This window comes from Rhizobium mayense (genome assembly GCF_030272705.1).
Lineage (GTDB): Bacteria > Pseudomonadota > Alphaproteobacteria > Rhizobiales > Rhizobiaceae > Rhizobium > Rhizobium mayense.
In genome coordinates, this window is record NZ_JARFYM010000021.1 from 17293 (window position 1) to 39957 (window position 22665).

General features: G+C 58.3%; 15 protein-coding genes and 1 pseudogene. 13 read left to right on the forward strand and 3 right to left on the reverse strand.

Features of this window, described 5'->3' with window-relative positions; genetic code table 11:
- Nucleotides 1-533: 533 nt before the first annotated feature.
- A complete protein-coding gene (locus PY649_RS22215; RefSeq protein ID WP_285870865.1) occupies nucleotides 534-1532 on the forward strand; it encodes a 2-hydroxyacid dehydrogenase in 999 nt (332 codons plus the stop codon).
- A gap of 50 nt (nucleotides 1533-1582) precedes the next feature.
- Complete coding sequence (locus PY649_RS22220) at nucleotides 1583-3205, forward strand: L-lactate permease (RefSeq protein WP_285870866.1); 1623 nt, start codon at nucleotides 1583-1585, stop codon at nucleotides 3203-3205.
- 164 nt (nucleotides 3206-3369) lie between these two features.
- Here PY649_RS22220 and PY649_RS22225 read toward each other — a convergent pair.
- A pseudogene (locus tag PY649_RS22225) lies at nucleotides 3370-4617 on the reverse strand (malonate--CoA ligase); the annotation flags it as partial.
- A 236-nt stretch (nucleotides 4618-4853) separates the two neighbouring features.
- Nucleotides 4854-6029: a cytochrome-c peroxidase gene (locus PY649_RS22230; protein WP_285870867.1), complete on the reverse strand. Its 1176-nt coding sequence runs from the start codon at nucleotides 6027-6029 to the stop codon at nucleotides 4854-4856.
- Nucleotides 6030-6254: 225 nt separating this feature from the next.
- On the opposite strand from PY649_RS22230, the gene PY649_RS22235 reads away from it, so the two are divergent.
- From PY649_RS22235 to dhaL (PY649_RS22280), 10 genes are all read left to right on the forward strand, one after another.
- Nucleotides 6255-7832, forward strand: a complete 1578-nt coding sequence (locus PY649_RS22235) for an acid phosphatase (protein WP_285870868.1) — start codon at nucleotides 6255-6257, stop codon at nucleotides 7830-7832.
- A gap of 552 nt (nucleotides 7833-8384) precedes the next feature.
- Nucleotides 8385-10505: a carboxy terminal-processing peptidase gene (locus PY649_RS22240; RefSeq protein ID WP_285870869.1), complete on the forward strand. Its 2121-nt coding sequence runs from the start codon at nucleotides 8385-8387 to the stop codon at nucleotides 10503-10505.
- A gap of 867 nt (nucleotides 10506-11372) precedes the next feature.
- The gene (locus PY649_RS22245) at nucleotides 11373-12851 is read left to right on the forward strand and encodes a sugar ABC transporter ATP-binding protein (RefSeq protein ID WP_285870870.1); all 1479 of its coding nucleotides are present in this window, start codon (nucleotides 11373-11375) and stop codon (nucleotides 12849-12851) included.
- A gap of 55 nt (nucleotides 12852-12906) precedes the next feature.
- Nucleotides 12907-13911 (forward strand): ABC transporter permease, encoded by a 1005-nt coding sequence (locus PY649_RS22250; protein ID WP_285870871.1) that lies wholly within the window; start codon nucleotides 12907-12909, stop codon nucleotides 13909-13911.
- Between the two features lie 85 nt (nucleotides 13912-13996).
- Entirely contained in the window at nucleotides 13997-14986 is a 990-nt protein-coding gene (locus PY649_RS22255) for a substrate-binding domain-containing protein (RefSeq protein WP_285870873.1), read from the forward strand.
- Nucleotides 14987-15047: 61 nt separating this feature from the next.
- On the forward strand, nucleotides 15048-15821 hold the full coding sequence (locus tag PY649_RS22260) for an SDR family oxidoreductase (RefSeq protein ID WP_285870874.1): 774 nt from the start codon (nucleotides 15048-15050) through the stop codon (nucleotides 15819-15821).
- 33 nt (nucleotides 15822-15854) lie between these two features.
- Nucleotides 15855-16847 (forward strand): dihydroxyacetone kinase subunit DhaK, encoded by a 993-nt coding sequence (locus PY649_RS22265; RefSeq protein WP_285870875.1) that lies wholly within the window; start codon nucleotides 15855-15857, stop codon nucleotides 16845-16847.
- Between the two features lie 13 nt (nucleotides 16848-16860).
- Nucleotides 16861-17502: a dihydroxyacetone kinase subunit DhaL gene (dhaL, locus tag PY649_RS22270; RefSeq protein WP_285870876.1), complete on the forward strand. Its 642-nt coding sequence runs from the start codon at nucleotides 16861-16863 to the stop codon at nucleotides 17500-17502.
- Between the two features lie 132 nt (nucleotides 17503-17634).
- The gene (locus PY649_RS22275; protein ID WP_285870877.1) at nucleotides 17635-19731 is read left to right on the forward strand and encodes a bifunctional sugar-binding transcriptional regulator/dihydroxyacetone kinase subunit DhaK; all 2097 of its coding nucleotides are present in this window, start codon (nucleotides 17635-17637) and stop codon (nucleotides 19729-19731) included.
- Nucleotides 19732-19786: 55 nt separating this feature from the next.
- On the forward strand, nucleotides 19787-20431 hold the full coding sequence (gene dhaL / locus PY649_RS22280; RefSeq protein WP_285870878.1) for a dihydroxyacetone kinase subunit DhaL: 645 nt from the start codon (nucleotides 19787-19789) through the stop codon (nucleotides 20429-20431).
- Between the two features lie 347 nt (nucleotides 20432-20778).
- On the opposite strand, the gene PY649_RS22285 is transcribed toward dhaL (PY649_RS22280), so the two are convergent.
- Nucleotides 20779-20916 carry a hypothetical protein gene (locus PY649_RS22285; protein ID WP_285870879.1) on the reverse strand — a complete coding sequence of 46 codons (138 nt, stop codon included), beginning with the start codon at nucleotides 20914-20916 and terminating at the stop codon, nucleotides 20779-20781.
- Nucleotides 20917-21627: 711 nt separating this feature from the next.
- Here PY649_RS22285 and PY649_RS22290 point away from each other — a divergent pair.
- Nucleotides 21628-22518: a LysR family transcriptional regulator gene (locus tag PY649_RS22290; protein WP_285870881.1), complete on the forward strand. Its 891-nt coding sequence runs from the start codon at nucleotides 21628-21630 to the stop codon at nucleotides 22516-22518.
- The last annotated feature ends 147 nt before the right edge of the window (nucleotides 22519-22665 follow it).

Genomic DNA, 22665 nt, shown 5'->3' on the forward strand with positions numbered 1-22665 from the left:
GCTGGAGGCGGAAACATCCTCGTCTCGGCAGCAGGAACGTAGCATCCTGCGAGTGGAACGGGGTGTTTTCGCCTTTGCGTATCGCACTGGACGCGATGATGCCAAAGGCGCCGGTAGCGACGTCGCCATAAAAGCCGAACGCATAGTAAGGCGACGCTGCAGGTGCTTTGCGGTCTGAAGACCGTGCTCACCCTCCGGATCACAATCGAACTGTAGCTCGGTTCTGATTGTGGTCGTTCCGCAGCCAACCGGCGTCCACGCCGATAGAGGCTACGTGATGCTACGGGCTTCATCACACAAGAGATGCTAACATCCAACCTCGAATACTTCTTGCCTGAGCGAGAGTTGGAGGACCTGCATGTTACTTGGTGCCCCCTTCTGCTCCTCCTTCCGGCAAGCTATCGACATCCAATGACCTCGCCGTCCACTCGCGTGGCGACGAACACCAGTTGTGCCCACCGGCAACCATTCCGGCAATCCCACCCCGTTCATGAGGGGCGAGCGCAGTCTCAAGCGTGACGACAGGATTACCCATGAAAATTGCAGTTTTTAGCACTCACACCTACGACAAGACTTTCCTGGACGAGGCAAACCAGCGCGAACCGGCGCCCTTCGACCTGATTTACCAGGAAGCCGGTTTGTCTTTGCAGACGGTCGCCTTTGCGCAGGGCTGTGATGCCATATGCGTCTTCGTCAACGATGTTGTGAACGCACCCGTCCTTGAGGCTTTGCACGGGCTCGGTGTGAAGGGAGTCTTTCTCCGTTGCGCGGGTTTTAACAATGTCGATATCGATGCGGCCCAAAAGCTTGGTCTGCTGGTTGCGCGCGTACCTGCCTACGCGCCAGAGGCGGTCGCGGAACACACGATAGCGCTGATCCTGACGCTTAACCGGCACACACATCGGGCTTATAACCGTGTCCGGGAAGGCAATTTCATGCTCAGCGGCCTGTTGGGCATGACCCTTCAGGGAAAGACGGTCGGCATCATCGGCACGGGCAAGATCGGACTCGCTGTCGCGAAAATCTTGAATGGTTTTGGCTGCCGCCTTCTTGGGTTCGATCCAACGCCCTCCCCGGAATTTACAGCTATTGGCGAAATGGCGGACCTGGATAGCCTGCTGGCACGGTCTCATATCGTCACGCTCCATTGCCCGTTGTCTGAACACAACCGACATATGATCAACAGCAAGAAACTGGGTCTGATGAAACCAGGCGCAATGCTGATCAATACGTCCCGCGGAGCTCTGGTCGACACGCGCGCGGTCATTCTGGCATTGAAATCCCGTCACTTGGGTTCACTTGGCATCGATGTTTATGAAGAAGAGAGCGGGCTTTTCTTTCACGATCGGTCGTCCGATATCATCGATGACGATGTCTTCCAGCGGCTGATGACTTTTCCGAATGTTCTGGTGACGGGTCATCAGGGCTTTTTTACCACCGAGGCCCTGCGCGAAATTGCAGATGTCACGTTTGAAAACTTCAATTGCCTGGCCAATGGAAGAAGCTGTCCAAATGCGGTTCTGAAAGCATGAAGCCTTCCTTTTGACACTACACCTGCAATCGAGCGAACCGGGAAATGCCAATGTGGCAGCAGACATACGATCCGTTGGGAAACCTCCGTCTTTCCGCATTGGTTGCCGTGCTTCCTATCCTGTTCTTTCTGGTCGCACTGACCCTATTGAAGCTCAAGGGATTGACCGCTGCGATCGCCACGCTGGCGATATCAATCATCGTTTCTTCCGTCGTCTTTCACATGCCACTGGAAAAGATAGTTGGAGCCGCCGTCTTTGGCATCCTCAGCGGCTTGTGGCCGATCGGCTATATCGTGCTCATGGCGGTCTGGCTTTACCGGCTGGCGGTAAAAAGCGGCAAGTTCGACGTTATTCGGGGCAGCATCGCGGCGATTTCGGATGATCAACGCATCCAGGTCATTCTGATTGCCTTCTGCTTCGGTGCGTTCCTGGAAGGGGCTGCCGGATTCGGCGTACCGATTGCCATCTGCGCGGCCCTGCTCGTGGAACTTGGCTTCAAACCGATCAAGGCAGCCATGCTCTGCCTGCTGGCAAATGCCGCGAGCGGCGCATACGGCGCAATTGGCATACCCATTCTGGTCGGTGCGCAGCAAGGTGGAGTCAACCTGGCAGACCTGTCTGCCATGATGATCGTGATCGTCCAAATTTCCACGCTGTTCGTGCCGCTTTTTCTCATTCTTGTCCTGGATGGCTATCGAGGTGTCAGGGAAACCTGGCCCGTACTACTCCTGATCGGCGTTCTGTTCAGCGGTCTCCAAACACTCACCTTGTCTTTTGTCGGACCGGAACTGACCAACATCGTGGCACCACTGGGCTCCATGGGCACGCTGGCATTGTTCATGCAGTTCTGGCAGCCAAAGCGGATATATCGAGAGGACGGCGCTCCGCCGATATCAGCGCAGCGGTGGTCGCTGACTGAGGTCATTAAGGCTTGGTCGCCCTTTTATATTTTGACTGCAGTCATTCTGTTATGGAGCCTGCCGCAATTTAAGAGCCTCTTCGCGGCTGACGGTCCTCTCGCGGCCACCGTGCTGAAACTGGAAATCCCGTCCCTGCACCTTCAGGTTGAGGAAATGCCTCCGATCGTGGACACAACTGAGGGCCTGCCTGCCGTCTGGAACGTAGCTCTGATCAGCGCATCTGGAACCGCAATTCTGATCGCTGTCATTCTTACCACCCTGCTCTCATCGAGATTGTCGCCTTCGGAAGCGTTCAAGCAGCTCAATTGGGTCATTCGCGACCTTTGGCGTCCGCTTGCCATGATTTCGATTATCATGGCCGTCGCATATATTGCCAATTTCTCAGGAGCATCATCCAGCATCGGTCTGCGACTAGCTCGAACCGGCAGAGTCTTTCCGCTGATTGCGCCTATGATCGGCTGGTTTGGCGTGTTCATTACCGGCTCCGCCGTTAACAGCAATATCCTTTTTGCCCATCTGCAATCGGTTACGGCGTCTCAGATCGGGGCCAGCCCGGCGCTCCTGGTAGCCGCCAACACGAGCGGTGGTGTAATGGCAAAACTGATCTCGCCGCAGTCCATCGCCATCGCTGCGGCTGCCGTAGGCCAAGTTGGCCGAGAAGCAGACATTATGCGGACAACTCTGCTCTATAGTTTTGGGCTTCTCGCCTACGTCTGCCTTTGGACATTCACCTTGTCATTCTTGGTTTGGTGACAAGTACGCTTTCATGCGTGGAGCTCGTGCAGGGTCGCGGCTCGTCTTCCCGCTCGCACATGTTCCTCACCGGCGTCGGGATGATGCTTGGCACCGGAAGACAAGCGCTTCCTCGACGACCTTCCGGGCCTACCACATAGCCCCAACCGGCTCGGGTTCCAGCGTCACCCGTCCGCGAAAAGGCCGGCGTACTGCTCACGCAGCACATTTTTCTGGACCTTTCCCATCGTGTTGCGCGGAAGTTCGTCGACGAACATCACGCGCCTTGGTTGCTTATAGCGTGCGAGGCAATCCCTGAGGGCCATCAGTACCGCAGCTTCGTCCACCAACGCGCCGGGCTTGCGCACCACGACCGCCGTTACGCCTTCGCCGAAGTCCGGATGTGGCACGCCGATAACCGCACATTCGACGACGCCCTCCATCTGGTCGATCTCCCCTTCGACCTCCTTCGGGTAGATGTTATATCCGCCGGAAATCACAAGGTCCTTGCTGCGCCCGACGATGTGGACGTAGCCCCGCTCGTCAATCTTTCCGAGGTCGCCCGTGATGAAGAAGCCGTCCGAAGTAAACTCGGCGGCCGTCTTTTCCGGCATGCGCCAGTAACCCTTGAACACGTTCGACCCCTTGATTTCGATCATGCCCGTCTCACCAAAGGGTAGCGGCTTTCCGGTCGCAGTGTCGACGACACGGACCGTCACACCCGGCAGCGGAAAACCGACCGTGCCGGCGACGCGGTCACCATCGTAGGGGTTCGACGTGTTCATGTTCGTTTCGGTCATTCCGTAACGCTCAAGGATCGCATGACCGGTACGGCTGCCGAACTGGACATGTGTTTCGGCGAGCAGCGGAGCCGAGCCCGAAACGAAAAGCCGCATATTCGCGACTGCATCCCTGTCGAGACGCGGGCTTTGCAACAGTCGCGTGTAGAACGTCGGAACTCCCATCAGCACCGTCGAACGGGACATCAGCGAAAGAACTTCCTCGGGATCGAACTTGGGAAGCAGGAACATTGAGGCGCCGGCCAGCAGCGTGACGTTGGTGGCGACGAAAAGCCCATGCGTGTGGAAGATCGGCAAGGCATGGATCAGCCGGTCGTCCGCCATGAACCGCCAGCAGTCTTTCAACGTAGATGCATTGGAGAGCAGGTTTCCATGGGTCAGCATGGCGCCCTTCGAACGGCCTGTGGTCCCGGATGTGTAGAGGATCGCGGCGAGGTCGTCCGTATCGCGGTCGACGTCGGTGAAATCGTTCTGTCTGTTATTGGCGATTGCGAGCAGGGATCCACCGCCGACGGCGTCCAGCGTTTCGACGATCGCACCTTGACGCGCCGCGATCGGGAAAACGGCCTCCTTCGCCGTCGGCGCGACGACGACCAGCCGAGGTTCGGCATCGCCGATGAAGTACTCCAGCTCCGGATCATGGACGTCGAAAAGGCTATAGCGCTGATCTCTGCGGCCGGCATCGAACTAACCGACAGGCGCCGCATAGCCAGCGACGACGGCTGGTCCCTCAGCTTTTCAAACGGAACCGAGATCCAGATAAGCGATACCGGCAAGATAGCAGTTTCTGGTAAAGGCGCCGAGACCGTCGCCCGCCTGCTCGATCTGCCGAGCAAGCAGCATCGAGCAACCCATGGCAGCTCACGCCCTCACTCCAATGGTTCGTAGCCATCGGTGAGCGTATCGAGGAAAGCTACGACGTCGTCGATTTCGGCGGGAGAGAGTGCCGGCTCGTCTCCCGCCTTTCGATCGAAAGGTGGGTCGGTGTTTATGTTGGCCTTTGCCGCCTCCGGCAGATCATCGTATTTGTCTACGCTCCCGTCGGGCTTGCGAGGATACCAGCGCTCCGGATGGGTCTCCCGCTCCACGTAGAAGCGCACGGCGTCACGCAAGGAGTGAATGTCCCCATTGTGGAAGAAGGTCTTGCGAAGGGCAACGTTGCGCAGCGTTGGTGTGCGAAAGAGGCCGCAATAATCCTCACGCCCAACGAAATCGCCGCGCAAGGGACCACACAAGCCAAGATCGTAGAACGCCGGATCCTTGTTGGCAGGAATGTCGCGATTGCGGGGCACGCCGATGGAGATCAGCCCATAGTCGGTGAACTGCGGTGGCGTGCCATCTTTCCCACGCTGACTGACGTGACAGGAAGCACAATTGCCCTTATCGGCTGCATTGAAGAGGTCCAGTCCTCTTGCTTCCTGTAACGTGAGCTGAGCCTTGCCGGCCAGGACTGCGTCATACTTGCTGGAATAGGGATAGAAGGTCCGATAGTCCTGCTGAAAGACTTCCAATGCCTTAACCGCGGTGCGAAAGACGATCGCCGGATCACCGACGGCCTTTAGCCCGGTAATATCGGCGATTGCCTTGCCGTAGCCCGCCGCGAGCACAAGACGGGTGACCTCCGCTTCGCTTTTATTGCCCATCTCAAAATCAGAAAGCAGGGGAATCCTCGCTTGCTCCCAGCCGCGATCGACCCGACCGTCCCAGGTCAGCCCACCCGTCGGTCCGTTGTCGACACTTTCGTCTGCCTCGTCCTCGGATTCGAAGAAGTGCTCGGTGAACGACGGCACCACCTGCAGATATTTGAGCGAGGGCACCGCCCGCAGTCCGGCCTGATGCAAATCGCCGCCGCCGAGTTGCACCCCCCTGTCATTCGCCGGCCCGAAGGCATGGCTGGGATCGTGGCAGGAGGAGCAGCCCATCTTGCCTGACGCAGACAGGGAGGGATCGAAGAAAAGGGCTTTGCCGAGCGCTCCCAAGGCCTGTGTTTTCTGTCGCACATCAGCGCGCGACAGAGCTTGGCCTGCATGGACCGAGGTCATCATGAGCAACAATGCAGCGGCAGCACAGATCCCGACCCACCGCCTTGTACGCGATTTGGATTGCATCGTTGTGGTCGCGTCCCTTCACGATCTCAGGTCTCCACCTCAAAATCGTTAGCTGGATTTTAGAATCATTTCAATTAGGACTTGCGTTCGCTTCTGCCCCGGATAAGCTGCCGCATCAGGTGGAGGGACAGCCACCGGAACCCGGGGGGGAGGCCAGTTCAAATGAAATCGATCACAGCTGCGGCGGTCTGCGCGTTAAGTCTCTCTGTAACGGCTTTTGGCCCTGCCATCGCCGGCGATAGCAACTCTGGCGCGAAGGCAGGATCTGCGCCGAATACAGCCGGTGATCTCAAGTTGATCGACACCGTTGTGGTCATCTACGCGGAAAACCGCAGCTTCGACAATCTCTATGGCAGCTTCCCAGGGGCTAACGGGATTTCGAAGGCGCTGGCAAGCGCACGCATCCAGCGCGATCGCGACGGCAAGCCTTTCCGTGAATTGCCGCCGATCTGGGAGGGTCTTACCGCCAAAGGCGTGACGCCACCGGTGACCCAAGCGGAGACCGAGCATCTCCCCAATCGGCCCTTCCACGCGGACGACGCCAAGGGATTCAACCTCAACCCGAATACGATCACCCGCGACCTCTGGCACCGTTACTATCAGAACCAGATGCAGATCGACGGCGGGCGCAACGACAAGTTCGTCGCCTATGCCGATTCAGGCGCGCTCGCCATGAGCCTGTGGGACGGCTCGAAGACGGCAATGTGGAAGGTCGCCCAGAAATACGTGCTGGCCGATAATTTCTTCATGGGCGCCTTCGGCGGTTCTTTCTTCAACCATCAATGGCTGATTTGCGCCTGCGCGCCCTATTATCCCAACGCGGATACCAGCGCCGCGAAGCCTTCGGTCGCCGTGGTCGAGCCCGACGGTGTGACCCTCAAGGCCGCGGCCAATTCGCCAAAATCGGCTATAGACGGCATTCCGAAGTTCGTCGCCGACGGCAATCTCACGCCCGATTTCTACGCCGTCAACACGATGCAGCCGCCCTATCAGCCGAGCGGTAACGGTCCCGCGCCGGACGGCGACAAGTCATTGGCGGATCCGAGCAAGCCAACGACATTGCCGCCACAGACTGAGCCAACCATCGGCGATATGCTTAACCTCAAGCACGTGTCCTGGGCCTGGTATGGCGGGGCTTGGCAGGATGTGCTCGACCACGGCAACAAGGACCCGGTGCCGAATCTTCAATATCACCACCAGCCTTTCAACTATTATGCAAACTTCGCTCCCGGCACCGCGGCCAGGGCCGAGCATCTGAGGGATGGCGGCTTGGCCGGCGCCGAGTTCATCAAAGCGATCGATGCCGGCACGCTGCCGCAAGTCTCTTTCTATAAGCCGCAGGGCAACCTTAATGAGCATTCAGGCTATGCCGATATTGAGGCTGGCGACGCCCATATCGCCGATCTGGTCGGGCATCTGGAGAAGAGCCCGCAATGGCCTCATATGCTGGTCGTTGTCACCTATGACGAAAATGGCGGCCTGTGGGATCACGTGGCGCCGCCCAAAGGCGACCGCTGGGGACCGGGTTCACGTATTCCGGCAATTATCGTCTCGCCCTATGCGCGGCATGGCTATGTCGACCACACGCCAATGGACACGACTTCGATCCTGCGTTTCGTTACCCGCCGCTTCGAGCTGCCGACCCTGCATGGCATCACCGTACGCGATGCTGCGATCGCCGCCCATCGGCAGAAGCCACTCGGCGATTTGACCAGTGCACTCGTGTTCAAGGACAAGTGAGGACAGGGTTACGAACACTCCGAAGCGATCCCAGGGCGCGGTGGGACCACACATCAGAGCTTCGGCGAACGGACTCGGCTATCCGCTTTTCGCCGGCGCCGCGGCTCAAACGTGAGCTGCGCCACACTGGCGGAGTATCATGAAGGCGCGGCCAAGAATCATTCCTTTGCAATCTATATCCAGATCGGCGTCAAGGTCGGTCTCTAATTAAAAAATCCTGAGCAGGAAGACTTGCCGCTCGGGTCTGCGAGCTTCACACGACGGGGAGCTGACCGGCGCCCGTAGGATGCTGGTCTTGACCATTTGCCGATGAAGGTTTTGAGAGGGCTCAAACTGAAGACGAAAACATTGGGTGAGGGTCAAGCCGCAAGGCTTACGAAAATCGACCTAATTCCGCCAATAATTCTGTCCGCGACATACCGAAATCTCTCTCCGGGACTTTTTCAAACACGCATTCGGAGCAAGCGCGTTCATTTAGTTGCCAAAAAACCATAATTGCTCCACGAACGCCACTCATTAAAGATTCAACGGTGAAAGTAGGATCGAAGCTTGATGCGTTTACAATATGGTTTCCTCTGTCTGTTCCTGGCGATTGCCCCATCGGCATATGCGCTGGAAACTGGTTCACCGGCAGTTTTGACGCCGCTACAGCAGCAAGCGCAGGCCGCCCATTTGAGCGCACAAATTCTTGCACGCTCCCACTACAAGCCTGTTCCGCTCGATGATGCCCTCTCGGCCAGGATCATGAACCAGTTTATCAAGTCGCTGGATCCGGACCGTGTCCTCTTCCTGCAGACGGATATCGACAAGTTCACCGCCAACAGCACTAAGATCGACGATGCCATAAACCGGGAAGACCTGCAGATCCCCTTTTCCATTTTCAATGTGTATATGCAGCGCGTTGTCGACCGCATGAACTACGCACGCAACTTGCTCAAGCAGAACTTCGATTTCAGTGTGCAGGAAGACTATCCCCTCGTCCGCGACAAGGCGCCCTGGCCGCAATCGGAAGCGGAAAGCAATGACCTATGGCGCAAACGCGTCAAGAACGACTGGCTGCGTCTCAAGCTGGCCGGCAAAGACGATGCCGGCATTCGCGATACGCTCGACAAACGCTACGAAAATTCCCTCGAGCGTGCCTACAAGTACAAGAGCGACGACGTCTTCCAGACATTCATGGATGCCTATACAACATCGATCGACCCGCATACCGACTATTTCGGCGCAGCCGCTGCGGCGGAATTCGATATTTCAATGAAGCTTTCGCTCGTTGGCATCGGCGCGGTATTGCAGGAAAGAGATGACTACACGACGATCCGTGAGCTCGTCGCCGGCGGCCCGGCGCAGGTGTCCGGCAAGCTCGCGGCTGGCGACCGCATTGTCGGCGTCGGCCAAGGCGAGAATGGCCCGATAAAGGAAGTGGTCGGTACGCGCCTCGACGAAATCGTGCAGATGATACGCGGCGCAAAGGGGTCTGTCGTGCGCCTGGACATTCTGCCGGCGGATGCAGGACCGGATGGCAAGCATCACATCATCAGCCTGGTGCGCGACAAGATCAGCCTTGACAAGCAGGCGGCCAAGAAGACGATCCTGTCGATAAAGGATGGCGACGCCACCCGCAAGATTGGGGTGATTACCTTGCCCGCCTTCTACGAAGACTTTGAGGCGCGGCGAAAAGGCGACAAGGACTACCGCAGCGCCAGCCGCGACGTGGCCAAACTTCTCGCTGAACTGAAACAGGACAATGTCGACGGCGTTCTGATCGACTTGCGCGATAACGGCGGCGGTTCGTTAGCCGAGGCGATTGATTTGACAGGTCTGTTTGTCGGCAAGGGCCCGGTGGTTCAGGAACGCGATGCCCGCGGTAAGGTGGAGGTTGAGAACGACGATCTTTCCGCGCCGGCCTGGACAGGCCCGCTCGCTGTATTGATCAATCGCGGCTCGGCATCAGCTTCCGAGATCTTCGCCGCGGCAATTCAGGATTATGGTCGGGGTGTGATCGTCGGCGAACCCAGTTTTGGCAAGGGCACAGTGCAAACTGTGATCAATCTTGACCAGTTGACCCACAGCAGCAGGCCGAAATTCGGCGAATTGAAATTGACGGTTGCCCAGTTTTTCCGTGTCGACGGCGGTACGACACAGTTGCGCGGCGTGACGCCCGACATCAGCTTGCCGGGCTTTTCTGATCCCAAGAGCCTCGGTGAGGCAAGTTATGACAACGCCCTGCCGTGGTCGCAGGTCAAACCGGCCAAATATACCCCTGACGGCGATATAAAGACGCTGCTGCCGCAACTGCAGAGCCGCCACCAGGCTCGGCTGGCGAACGACAAGGATTTCCAGCGCTTTACAGAAGACGTTGCCGAACTGAAGACGCAGCGTGAGAAACGGGTTGTCTCCCTGAATGAAACCGAGCGTCGCAATGAATTGATCGCTCAGGCCAATCGTCTCAAGTCTCGCCAGCAAATGAATGATGGTGTGAACAGTGGCGAAGACGATGGCCTGGAGGCAAACGAGCGTAGCCTCAGTGCTGATATTGCGATTGAAAATGCCCGCAGGAATGCAAAAGACGTCTTGCTGAACGAGACTGCCTCCATTGTTGCCGACCAGGCGGATCTCCAGGCAGGCGCGCTGAAGGCTGCCCCGCAACAACCGGGAAACAGTGACAAAAAATGACAATTTTTCAACGAGCGCAACCAAGGTGCCTCTTGGGTCGCTTGGGAAATCTGTCGGGGTCGCGAACTTGATGAGGTCGGCGCCGGGCCTGGCCAGCCAAGTGCCGATTGCCTAGCGCCGGCCCAACGTTGGCCGCCGCTCTCGGGCGAATGTGCTGACGGAATCAAGGTGACAGAACTTGCCCAGTTCGCCCAACCGGTGCGCTGGGACGTCCTGTGCGGTATGCGCCTGGAGACCTGGGCGGCAACGCGTAACGGTCGTCCTCGGCCGACGGACGATGAGGTTCTTTGGCTTTTACCAAGCCTTTAAGCTCACCGCGACCTAACGCGAGTGGCGACCCATCGCGAATTCATGACGACTGCCTGCAGAAGGTGGTTGCTGATTGGGCTGTCAGACCGCCCTGCCGCTCCGTGAGTGACGTGCGAGCATGCATGTGCCGCGAATAAACCCAATGTTCCCACGAACAGGTGAACCCGAACCCGTTCGCCACCGATCCACACCTTCATGTCACCAACGCTGAGCCTCGACTTCACGGAAGCGCTGGTCGACCTCACCTTGGAAAACCGCTGCTCAAGAAAGCATGATCGGGGATTGAGGGAGACACAGAATGAGATATCTCGCCGCCGAGATGTCTAAGATTGTGATATTTTCAACGATATTTCAACACGTTAAATAAAGTTCTGAAATTCATTTCTCCGCACCCGTCATACTCCCAACAGAGGCCGCGGGCCTTCGCTCCTTCAAATTTGCGAATACCATGTTGACATTTGTCGAAAGCAGATCGAATATTGTAAAACGTGAATGCTGGCGATGAAGTGTTGGCTCAGGTCGAGCTTTTTGCCCGGCATTCGGAATGCGGAGGGGAAAGTGGAATTCCTGCTTGAAGTAGAGGGACTGAAGAAGTCCTTTGGCGGCGTCGCGGCATTGCGCGACGGGCGCTTTCAATTGCGCCCCGGTTCCGTCCATGCCCTGTGCGGAGGCAACGGTGCGGGCAAGTCGACTTTCCTCAAGATCCTGATGGGCATTCACAACCGCGATGCCGGCTCAATTCGCCGCCGCGGCAAGGACGTAGAATACGCAAGCCCCGCCGAAGCGCTTGCCGCCGGCATCGCGATCATCGAGCAGGAACTCAGCCCCATCCCGCACATGACCGTTGCGGAGAACATCTATCTCGGTCGCGAGCCTTCTGCTCGCTTCGGCGGCATCGATTTCAAGACGATGAACCGCAATGCGCAGGCTCTGCTAGATCGGCTTCAGTTCAATATCCGCGCCACGCAATTGATGATGAACCTATCTGTCGCCCAGGTTCAGCTGGTCGAGATCGCCAAGGCGCTTAGCCACAATGCCGAAGTGATCTTCATGGACGAGCCCACTTCGGCGATTGGCGAGAAGGAAGCGCAGCAGCTGTTTGCGGCCATCGAACGGCTGAAGGCCGAAGGCAAAGGCGTCGTCTATGTCTCGCACCGCCTGTCCGAAATTTTCCAGATCGCCGATTCCTACACGGCCTTCCGCGATGGGTCCTATGTCGGCAGCGGCGCGCTTGCCGACATCGACCGACCTGGCCTCATCCGCATGATCGTCGGCCGCGAGCTTGGCGAGGAATATATCAAGACGAATGTGCCGACAGCAATTCCGGGATTGGAAGTCGCCGGCCTCACTGCAGAGGGCAAGGTTACCGACATCTCCTTTACCGCTCATAAGGGCGAGATTTTCGGGATTTACGGCCTGATGGGATCTGGCCGGACCGAGATCTTCAACTGCATCTTCGGCGTCGATGCTGTCAGCAGCGGTCAGATCAAGCTCGCCGGCGCGCCTATTGTCGTGCGCAAGCCGGCAGAAGCCATGCAGCACGGCATCGCCTTCGTGACGGAAGATCGCAAGCTCACGGGTCTCAACCTGATCGACAGCGTCCGCAACAACATCTGCCTTGCGAGCCTGCCCGAAATGAGCCCGCATTTCTCAATGAATCGGCGGGAGGAGGCCAGCGCCAGCCAGGGCATGATCCAGCGCTTCGGCATCAAGGCTGCGCGCGACAGCATGCCCGTCTCCGGCCTTTCCGGCGGCAACCAGCAGAAGGTCGTCCTCGGCAAGTGGTTCCTGCGCAAGCCGAAAGTGCTGCTCCTGGACGAGCCGACGCGCGGCGTCGATGTCGGCGCCAAGCGCGAAATCTATCGCATTATCTGCGACTTCGCCGCCGAAGGCGGCACAGTCATCATGATCTCATCCGAAATAGACGAGGTTCTCGGCATGTCAGACCGCATCCTGGTGATGCGGCAGGGACGCTCCGCCGGAATTCTCAAGAGGGAGGAGGCCGACGCGCAATCGCTCGTGCATCTGTCGACCTGAATGCGACAGAACACGGGGTCCAGAATGAAGCGCCCGGCAATAAGAGGTATTTGCAATGTCCGCCACTGACAACAATCCGTCCAACTCCTGGTTCGGCTCGGACCGACGCAGATTGATCATTCAGGAATACGGCATCTTTCTCGCCTTCCTGCTGCTCGCCATCTTCCTCTCCTTCTCGAATGAGTACTTCCTGACGGCCGGCAACATTTCGAACGTGTTGCTGCAGACCTCGATCAACGGCGTGCTGGCGATCGGCATGACATTCGTCATCCTGACGCGAGGCATCGATCTTTCCGTCGGCTCCGTGGTTGCGCTCACCGGGATCGTCAGCGCGAGCTTCGCAACGACCTCGGCGACGGCCGGCATCGTCGGCGCGCCCTATCCGCCTTATGTTGCGCTTGCCGTCGGCCTGCTCGTCGGTGTCGCCTGCGGCGCCGTGGTCGGCCTCATCGTCTCGCGATTTGCCGTTCCTGCTTTCGTCGCGACGCTTGGCATGCTGTCTGCCGCGCGCGGCCTGACACTGATTTATGGCGGCGGCAAGCCTGTTCCGGCACTGACCCCTGATTTCCGCTGGATCGGCACCGGCAGCGTGCTGTCGATCCCGATACCTGTCATCTTGCTTGGCATCGTCTTCATCGTTGCATGGTGGGTTTTGAACCGCACCCGCTTTGGCCGATATATCTATGCCGTTGGTGGCAACCCGCATGCCGCCATCACCTCGGGCATCAATGTCGGTAAGCTGCGTTTCCTTGTTTACGTGATTTCCGGAGGGCTTTCCGGGCTTGCAGGCATGATCCTTGCCGCCCGGACCGGCTCCGCCCTGCCGCAGGCCGGTATTGCCTACGAACTCGACGCGATCGCCGCTGTCGTCATCGGCGGTACCAGTCTTTCCGGCGGCGTCGGCCGCATTACGGGCACATTGATTGGAGCGCTGATCATCGGCGTCATGAACAACGGTCTCGATCTGATGGGAATCCAGTCCTACTACCAGCAGGTCCTCAAGGGCGCGCTTATCGTCGGCGCCGTGATGCTCGACCAAAAGCGAAATCTGGGCGGCTGAGCCCAAAGAAATTCCAGTGTTGGCACTCGGAAAACCAAACGGCGCGCCAGGATGGCCGCCGAACTTCCAACGGAGGAGACTTGTAATGAAGAAACTACTTATTGCTCTTGCGGCAGCGACGGCGCTTCTGGCTTCGCCAGCCCTCGCCCAGGACAAGAAATTGAAGATCGGCGCGGCGCCCTACGGCTTGAATGCCGAATTCATGCAGATCTGGTCGGCAGCGCTGAAGGAACATCCCGCCGTCAAGAACGGCGACGTCGATCTGACCATCTTCGACGGCCGCTATGACGCGCTTGTCCAGCAGGAGCAGGTCAACACGATGATCACGCAGAAGTTCGACGCGATCATTTTCGTGCCGATCGATATCGAAGCCGCAGCGACCGCCGTTCAGGCCGCTCACGACGCCGGTATCCCGGTCGTCGGCTCCAACACCCGCGTCAACTCCGATCTCCTGACCTCCTACGTCGGCTCCGACGATACGGTTTCGGGCTACATGGAAGCCAAGACCGTTCTCGACAAGATCGGTTGCAAGGGCAATGTCGTCATCCTCGAAGGCCCGATCGGCCAGTCGGCGCAGATTTCGCGCCTTGAAGGCAACAAGAAGGCGCTCGCCGAGTGCCCGAATGTGAAAGTGCTGGAAGACCAGACAGCAAACTGGTCGCGCGCGGAAGCCCAGACCCTGATGGAAAACTGGCTGACCTCTCACCCCGGCCAGATCAACGGTGTCATCGGTCAGAACGACGAGATGGCACTCGGCGCGATCGAGGCGATCAAGGCTGCCAAGCTGAACGTCAAAGACTTCGCCATTGCCGGCATCGACGGCATCACGGATGCGCTCCACGCCGTGAAAGACGGCACGATGACCTCCATCCTGCAGGACGCCAGCGCGCAGGCCCAGGGCGCACTCGACCTCGCGATCTTGGCAGCCAAGAAGGGCAACTACAAGCCGGAATCCAAGATCTGGTCGCAGTATCCCGACATGCCTTTCAACGACGGCAAGGACAAGAACTACAATGTTCCGTGGACCCCTGTAACGGCCGAGAACGTCGACAAGCTGCTCGAAACCCGCAAGTAAGATCAATGCGGCGGAGCGAAGTGTCGCTCCGTCTCACCCCGAAGACAGAGGCTTGAAAAAGATGACCGAGACATCTCCAGACATTGATTTGACCTTCCCGCTCTCAGGCAAGACAGCGCTTGTTACGGGCGGCGGGTCCGGCATCGGCGCTGCAATCGCGGCGGCGTTCGCCTCCAAGGGCGCGAAGGTCGCGGTTCTCGATATCAATGTCGACATGGCGAAGGCCAAGGCATCCGAAATCGGCGGCAGCGGGGCGCCATTCGTCTGCGACGTGTCCGATCCCGCCTCCGTCAACAAGGCTGTCAGCGATGTCGTCTCGCATTTCGGCGGCATCGATATCGCCGTCAACAGCGCCGGCGTCGTCTTCCTCGCCCCTGCCGAGGATCTGCCACTCGACTACTGGGACAAGACGATCAATATCAACCTCAAGGGCACGTTCCTGGTCACACAGGCCGTCGGTCGCGCCATGATCGCCGCCGGCAAGGGCGGCAAGATCGTCAACCTCGCCTCGCAGGCCGGCACCGTTGCTATCGAAGAACACGTCGCCTATTGCGCCTCCAAGTTCGGCGTGATTGGCATGTCCAAGACCTTTGCCGCCGAATGGGGCAAGCACGGCATCAACGTCAACACCATCTCGCCGACGATCGTCCTAACCGAGCTCGGCAAGAAGGCCTGGGCCGGCGAAAAGGGCGAAGCCGCCAAGAAGCGCATCCCCACCGGCCGGTTTGCCTTCCCGCAGGAGATTGCAGCGGCGGCTGTTTTCCTCTCCTCGTCCGCCGCGGACATGATCAACGGCGCCGATCTGCTGATCGACGGCGGCTACACTATTCTCTGAGCGCAAACGCTCGACAATTCGACAGGAGAGACCATGCAGCGGTTCATCAACAACCCCGATGAAGTCGTTGAAGATACTGTAAAAGGCTTCATCAAGGCGCATTCGGACATCGTCCGCCTGGCAGAAAATCCGCGCGTCGTCGTTGCGAAGGATGCCCCGCATGCCGGAAAGGTCGGCGTGATCACCGGCGGCGGTTCGGGTCACGAGCCGGCGTTCATCGGCTATACGGGCAAGAACATGCTGGATGCGGTCGCGGTCGGTGAGCTCTTTTCTTCCCCGACTGCCAAGAGCTTCCACGATGCCATCCGCGAGGCCAATGGCGGCCGCGGCGTAATTTGCCTTTACGGCAATTATGCCGGCGACAACATGAACGTAAAGATGGCAACGAAACTTGCCGCCAAGGACGGCATCGAAGTCGCGACCGTCGTTGCCAACGACGATGTCTGCTCCGCACCACCGGAGGAGCGCGAGAAGCGCCGCGGCGTCGCCGGCGAAATCTTCATGTGGAAAGTCGGCGGCGCCAAGGCTTCCAAGGGCGCAAGCCTTGAAGAAGTCCGTGTGACCGCGCAAAGGGCAATCGACAATTGCCGCTCGGTTGGCATCGGTCTTGGTCCCTGCACCCTGCCCGCTGTCGGCCATCCGAATTTCCAGATTGAGCCCGGCACCATGGAGGTCGGCATCGGCCATCACGGCGAGCCTGGTGTTCGCGTCGAGCTGCTGAAAACGGCGGCGGAAATTGCCGAGGACATGTGCCAGATCGTGCTCGACGATCATAATCTGGCAGCCGGCACGGAAGTGGCCGTCCTCGTATCGGGCCTCGGCGCGACACCGGTCAACGAGCTCTACATCCTCAACGATACGATCGAGGCGAAGATCTCGGAGCGGGGCCTGAAGATCTACAAGACCTATATCGGCAACTACTTCACGTCGCTCGAAATGGTTGGCGCGACGCTGACCGTAATGGCGCTCGACGAAGAGCTGAAAGAGCTTCTCGACGTCGAGGTCAAGTGCACGACGCTGCTGTAAGGGGGACGCACGCATGCAGACATTCAACAATGCAACATCAGGCGACATCGTATTGGCGATGGCCGATCGCATCGTCGAGAACCGTGCCTATCTCAGCGAGATCGACGGCAAGATCGGCGACGGCGACCACGGCGTCAACATGGCCAAGGGTTTCGGCATGGCCGCGGAGCGCCTGAAGGGCAAGAACCAGTCGCTTGCGGTTTCGCTGGACACGCTGGGCACGGTGCTGATGACCGAGATCGGCGGTTCCATGGGCCCGCTTTACGGCGTCATGTTCACCGAGATCGCCGAAAAGCTCGAAGGCATCGAGGCCATCGATAACGCAGCCTATAGCAAGGCATTGCATGCCGGGCTCGAAGGCATCCAGGCGATCGGCTCCGCCAAGGTCGGCGACAAGACGTTACTCGACACGCTGGTGCCGGCAATCGAGGCGTTCGATGCCGCGAATGAGGCCGGCGACTCCTTTGCCGAGGCGCTCGATGCACTGGTCGCGGCGGCCGAGGCCGGTCGCGACTCGACGCTTAATCTGGTGGCCAAAATCGGCCGCGCCAGCCGGCTGGGTGAACGTTCGCTTGGCGTGCTGGATGCGGGCGCGACCTCCTGCGCAATCATCCTGAAGGAGCTTTCCGAGGGTGCTCGAGCGCGGCTGCAATAAACGGGCTCTCCCAAGGCTGCGCGATCCCGTGCTCCACCACGGGGTCGCGCGCCGCCCTTCCCAAGAAGAAGCATTTGCAAACATGCGCCGTTGCTTCCATCTTCTGGCGGAAAATGGGGACAGTGAATCGTCATGACAGGCAAGGCATCTTCGGCCGACAAAAATATTGCAAGCAAAGCAGGCGTGCCGGACGCCACCGACACCATGCCGCTGCGCTATGGCGACGATCCCTATGTTTGGGCCTGCTGGCTTTATTATGAAGACGGCAGGACGCAGGGCGATATCGCTGAAATCATGGGCATTTCGCGGGCGACCGTGAACAGTTACCTTGCCGATGCCCGCAGCCGCGGCATCGTCAACATCTCGCTCGAACCGTCCCGATTGAGCTCCCTCTCCATTGCACTGGAACTCAAACGCCATTTCGGACTGCATGACTGTCTCGTCGTGCCAAGCGACGATGGTACGCGCCCCTTAATCGATCGTCTGGGAACGGCCGGCGCGCAGGCTATCGCGAAGCTGCTGAAATCCGGCGACACGCTTGCTGTCGCCTGGGGCCGGACCGTTCTCGCGGTCGCCGAACAGGCCGATGTGCCGAACCTGCAGGATGTCACTATCGTTCAGGCGACCGGCGGCACCCGTGCGCGATTTGCCTACACGCCGGAGCTCTGCGCCGCAGCCTTCGCGAACGCGACTGATGGCAAGCTCATCAACATCACGGCGCCCGCCATTGTCTCGGCGCCGGAGGTTCGCGAGATCCTGCTACGCGAGCCGCTGGTCGCGGATCAGTTTGCGACGCTCTCCAAAGCAAACAAGGCCATCTTCGGCGTGGCGTCGCTTCGCCCAAATTCGACGATCCACAGCAGCGGCTTTTTCGAATCCGTTTCGCTGCAGGATTATCTAGCCAAGAATGCCGTCGGCGTTCTTGCCGGCCGCTTCATCGATGCGAAGGGCCAGCCGGTTGCCGGGCCGCTTGACGATCGCACCATCGGCATCTCCCTCGACACGCTGAAATCCATAGGCCTGCGGATCGCCGTTGCCGGCGGCTTCGACAAGGTTCCAGGAATCCTCGCCGCCTTGCGCGGTGGTTATATCAATGTGCTGATTACCGATGCGGCCACGGGCCGCGGCATTCTCAATGCGGACGGCGTTACGGAAATCGATCAGAAAACCCAGCAGCGTCTGAGATCCGACAACAGCGTTGCCCCACCCAGTAGCTACCGAACGCACATCAAGAAGTTCCTCAACAACCCCGACGATGTCGTCGACGAGATGCTCGAGGGTATCGTCAAAGCGCATACCTCGCATATCGTGCCGATCAAAGGATCGAACCGGGCGCTGGTGGCGCGCAATGGGCCGAGAAAGGGTAAGGTCGGCCTGGTGATCGGCGGCGGCACGGGACATGAGCCCTGCTTCCTGGGCTATGTCGGCAAGGGCCTTGCCGATGCCGTTGCCATCGGCAACATCTTTTCCTCGCCACCGCCGACGCCGATTCTCGAATGCGTCAGGGCATCCTCCGGCGGCGAAGGCGTGCTCTTCGTTTATGGCAACTATGCCGGCGACGTCATGAACTTCGAAATGGCAGCGGAAATGGCGCAGGAGCAGGAGATCGACGTCCGCACGGTGCTGACGACCGACGATATCTCCTCCTCGCCGATCGAGGATCGAGAGGGGCGACGCGGTGTTGCCGGCAATTTCTTCATCTTCAAGATTGCGGGCGCCGCTTGCGACAAAGGCCTGTCGCTCGATGCCTGCGAGGCGGTAACGCGCAAGGCCAATGACCGCACCTTCACGATGGGTGTTGCGCTGGAGCCCTGTTCGCTGCCGCAGACGCGGCGCCATAATTTCGAGATCGGGCCTGATGATATCGAATTTGGCATGGGCATTCACGGCGAACGCGGTGTGACCCGCGAGAGGATGATGAGTGCCGATGAGATTGCGGATCGGATCATGGACCGGATCTTTGCGGAAATGAAGCCCGCGGCGGGCGACCGGGTCGCAGTGCTCATCAACTCCTTCGGTGCGACGCCTTTGATGGAACTCTATATTCTGTTCAGGCGCGTCGAACAGAGGTTGAGCGCCAAGGATATCAAAATCGAAGCAAACTGGGTGGGGCATTACTGTACGTCGCTCGACATGGTCGGCGCATCCATATCCATATTACATCTCGACCCGGAGCTGACGGACCTGTTGCACCATCCATGCGACACCTTCGCTCTAAGGGTCGGATGATCGTAAAAGAATTTGCCCGGCAGCCTTTGGAACTGCCGGGATCGGGAGGAAGGCGATGTCGGAAAAAGCAGCTCGATGCCTCGGCAGCATGTTTCAGCGCATATCCATTGCAATCAATGCCGAGAAGGATCGCCTCTCGGAGCTGGATGGCGCGATCGGTGACGCGGACCACGGAATTACCATGTCCCTGGGCTTCATGGCCGTGAATGCCGAACTTGCAAAACTCGACCCTGCGCGGGCCTCGCCCTCGGAGATATTTGCGGTGGCGGCCTCTGCTTTTCTCGATGCCGTCGGCGCATCGACTGGACCGCTCTATGCGACGGCTTTTCGTCGGGCTGCGCAGGCGCTGAAGACCGACGAAACGCTCTCGCCGGCATGCCAAGCCATGATCGTAAACGAAATGCGCGCCGGCATTCAACAGCGCGGCAAGGGTCAACGCGGCGACAAAACCATGCTGGATGCCTGGATACCCGCTGCTGAAGCTGCCATCGAAGCCAGAGAACGTGCGCTTGAGGTCGCCGGTATGTGGGACGCCATTCTGGACGCCGCCGAAACCGGTGCGGACTCGACTAGCTCCATGATTGCCGCACGCGGCCGGGCAGCTCGCCTTGGGCAAAGGTCGCTCGGACACATCGATCCCGGCGCGGCATCCGCGGTGATAATTTTGCGCGCGATGAAGGATACGTTTGCGAAAGATTGAACTACAGGAGTTTGCAGATCTGGGGATATCAACCATGCAGGAGTATCAAGATTGTATTGAGAGTATCGTTTCAAAACCCCTCCACTGAAGTCAGGTACGCACCCAACGGGAAGAAGTTCTATCTGGACTGCTCTACCAAAACGGTGGTCATCAATAGCGCCGGCGTGCGATGCCTTCATCGCCTTCCGTTCCTTTCCCAGCCAGGCAAATTCACCGGAAAACTCTGGCCAAAACTGGTCCAGTTTGAAGGGTTTAGATCACTTTAAGCAGTCGCGCCTTCGATGATTGAAAACCCGGCATCGATGATTTTGGGCGGATCGTTCCGCTCAGAACTTTCGAGCAGCAACTCAACGGCGGTCTTGCCGATGGCGAAGCGACAGCGGCTTGGGAAGCGTCTGACCAATCTCCAGGCCATTGAAGCCGAAGAGGGCGAGTTCGCAGCCGGCTTCGATCATCTTGGCACGGGCCTCCGTCTTCGTTGCCACACCGGCGATGCGAAGGCTTCCCGTTCTCCCGTCGCGGCGCCTCTTTGGACGTAAGGAAGATGCCGCTTTCTTCACTGTATTTAATCAACCAACAATCGACATCATTTTCCGAATTTTACGAACAATAGGAATGGGAGGACTTCAATGGAATGTGTCTATTCGTGTGTGGGAGCGAGCACCTTCGGAGTTACGATCGACGACGCAGACTGAGGCGATCGATGGTGTGCTATGCGAGGAGGGAACCCAATCCGCGCATTCGTGTGCGGTTACTCTCGCGGTCGGGCCTGTGTCGGAAAATCGGCACGCCCAAAGGTGGCGTTACGATTGGATGGATTGTTGCCATGCTCAATAAAGTTCGGCTCTTAGTAATATCTATCACCGCGACCCCAGAATGACCCAAAACTCAACGCGGTCAATGGCAATATGATCAGCTTTCTTCGCAGTATTTTATCCGCTTACTACATTTTCTATACTGGTATTGCCGCTGCATAATTTTAACAGTTCTTTATACATATTTGACGCCTTACCGACACAATCGAGAACGATCATAAATTCATCTATGAGATCGATGAACATTTCTGATTTTTACCCTACATTCGGTTAACTCCTTAAACAGCGCTGCCGGGCAATTTGAAACAATTGATACACACCTAGTAATCGGCGGGGATCATGCATAGATTGGTGACACTATCCGCGGAGCACGAACAATAGATGGATCGACTGGACGCAATGCGTGTTTTTACCCGCATCGTAGAACGGAGGAGCTTCACTGTTGCAGCCCAGGATTTGGGAGTGCCACGTTCGACGGTGACGGATGCGGTTAAGCAGCTGGAGGCCCGCCTCGGGATACGACTACTTCAACGCACAACGCGCGTTGTCAGCCCAACACTCGATGGGGAAGCCTATTATCAGCGTTGCCTAAATATTCTCTCGGATATCGAGGATGCAGAAGGAGCCTTCGCAGGAGCAAAGCCAAAAGGGCAGTTGCGCGTAGACGTTCACGGCACACTCGCACGCCACTTCATACTGCCCAATCTGCGCGCCTTTCTGGCGAATTACCCGGAGATCGAGGTCTATATGAGCGAAGGTGACCGACTCGTCGATCTTATTCGGGAGGGTATTGACTGTGTGGTGCGTGTCGGTACGCCCCAAGACAGCGACATGATCGCGCGGAAGGTTGCAATGCTCGACGAAGTGACCTTCGCAGCGCCGTCGTATATTGAAGCCCATGGTATGCCAACGCATCCAGATGGGCTCGATGGCCATCGAATGATCGGCTTTCGTTCGAGCGCAACTGGAAAAGTGTTGCCGTTGGAATTCACCGTCAACGGCCAGACTCGTGAATATGTTCTACCGGCAACCGTGTCGGTCAATGCTGCGGAAAGCTATATCTCCCTGGCAAAACTCGGCATGGGTTTGATTCAAATCCCTCGATATCATGCCAATGCGGATCTCGAAACCGGGCAACTAGTTGAAGTGTTGAAGGACTTCCCTCCGACCAGTACCCCGGTTTCCGTTCTTTACCCGCGGGATCGGCAACTATCCCCGCGTGTGAGAGTTTTTATCGACTGGGTGGCGGCGGTGTTCAATCAGAAAAGCTAGACGGTGCCGCTTTCCTGTGTGCCCATGAGGATTGGTTGGCGCAAGAGATGCGAATGAGCATCGGCCGCGCCAGCGCATGTCCGCCGGAGGACGGGCTCGGATTGAGATCGCGGCCTTTTGGAGTTTCACTCATTGAGCGTTTTGGCG

Coding starts and splice junctions, on each gene's coding strand:
- PY649_RS22215 (WP_285870865.1), top strand. CDS start 534: ATGAAAATTGCAGTTTTTAGCACTCACACCTACGACAAGACTTTCCTG.
- PY649_RS22220 (WP_285870866.1), top strand. CDS start 1,583: ATGTGGCAGCAGACATACGATCCGTTGGGAAACCTCCGTCTTTCCGCA.
- PY649_RS22230 (WP_285870867.1), bottom strand. CDS start 6,029: ATGATGACCTCGGTCCATGCAGGCCAAGCTCTGTCGCGCGCTGATGTG.
- PY649_RS22235 (WP_285870868.1), top strand. CDS start 6,255: ATGAAATCGATCACAGCTGCGGCGGTCTGCGCGTTAAGTCTCTCTGTA.
- PY649_RS22240 (WP_285870869.1), top strand. CDS start 8,385: ATGCGTTTACAATATGGTTTCCTCTGTCTGTTCCTGGCGATTGCCCCA.
- PY649_RS22250 (WP_285870871.1), top strand. CDS start 12,907: ATGTCCGCCACTGACAACAATCCGTCCAACTCCTGGTTCGGCTCGGAC.
- PY649_RS22255 (WP_285870873.1), top strand. CDS start 13,997: ATGAAGAAACTACTTATTGCTCTTGCGGCAGCGACGGCGCTTCTGGCT.
- PY649_RS22260 (WP_285870874.1), top strand. CDS start 15,048: ATGACCGAGACATCTCCAGACATTGATTTGACCTTCCCGCTCTCAGGC.
- PY649_RS22265 (WP_285870875.1), top strand. CDS start 15,855: ATGCAGCGGTTCATCAACAACCCCGATGAAGTCGTTGAAGATACTGTA.
- dhaL (WP_285870876.1), top strand. CDS start 16,861: ATGCAGACATTCAACAATGCAACATCAGGCGACATCGTATTGGCGATG.
- PY649_RS22275 (WP_285870877.1), top strand. CDS start 17,635: ATGACAGGCAAGGCATCTTCGGCCGACAAAAATATTGCAAGCAAAGCA.
- dhaL (WP_285870878.1), top strand. CDS start 19,787: ATGTCGGAAAAAGCAGCTCGATGCCTCGGCAGCATGTTTCAGCGCATA.
- PY649_RS22290 (WP_285870881.1), top strand. CDS start 21,628: ATGGATCGACTGGACGCAATGCGTGTTTTTACCCGCATCGTAGAACGG.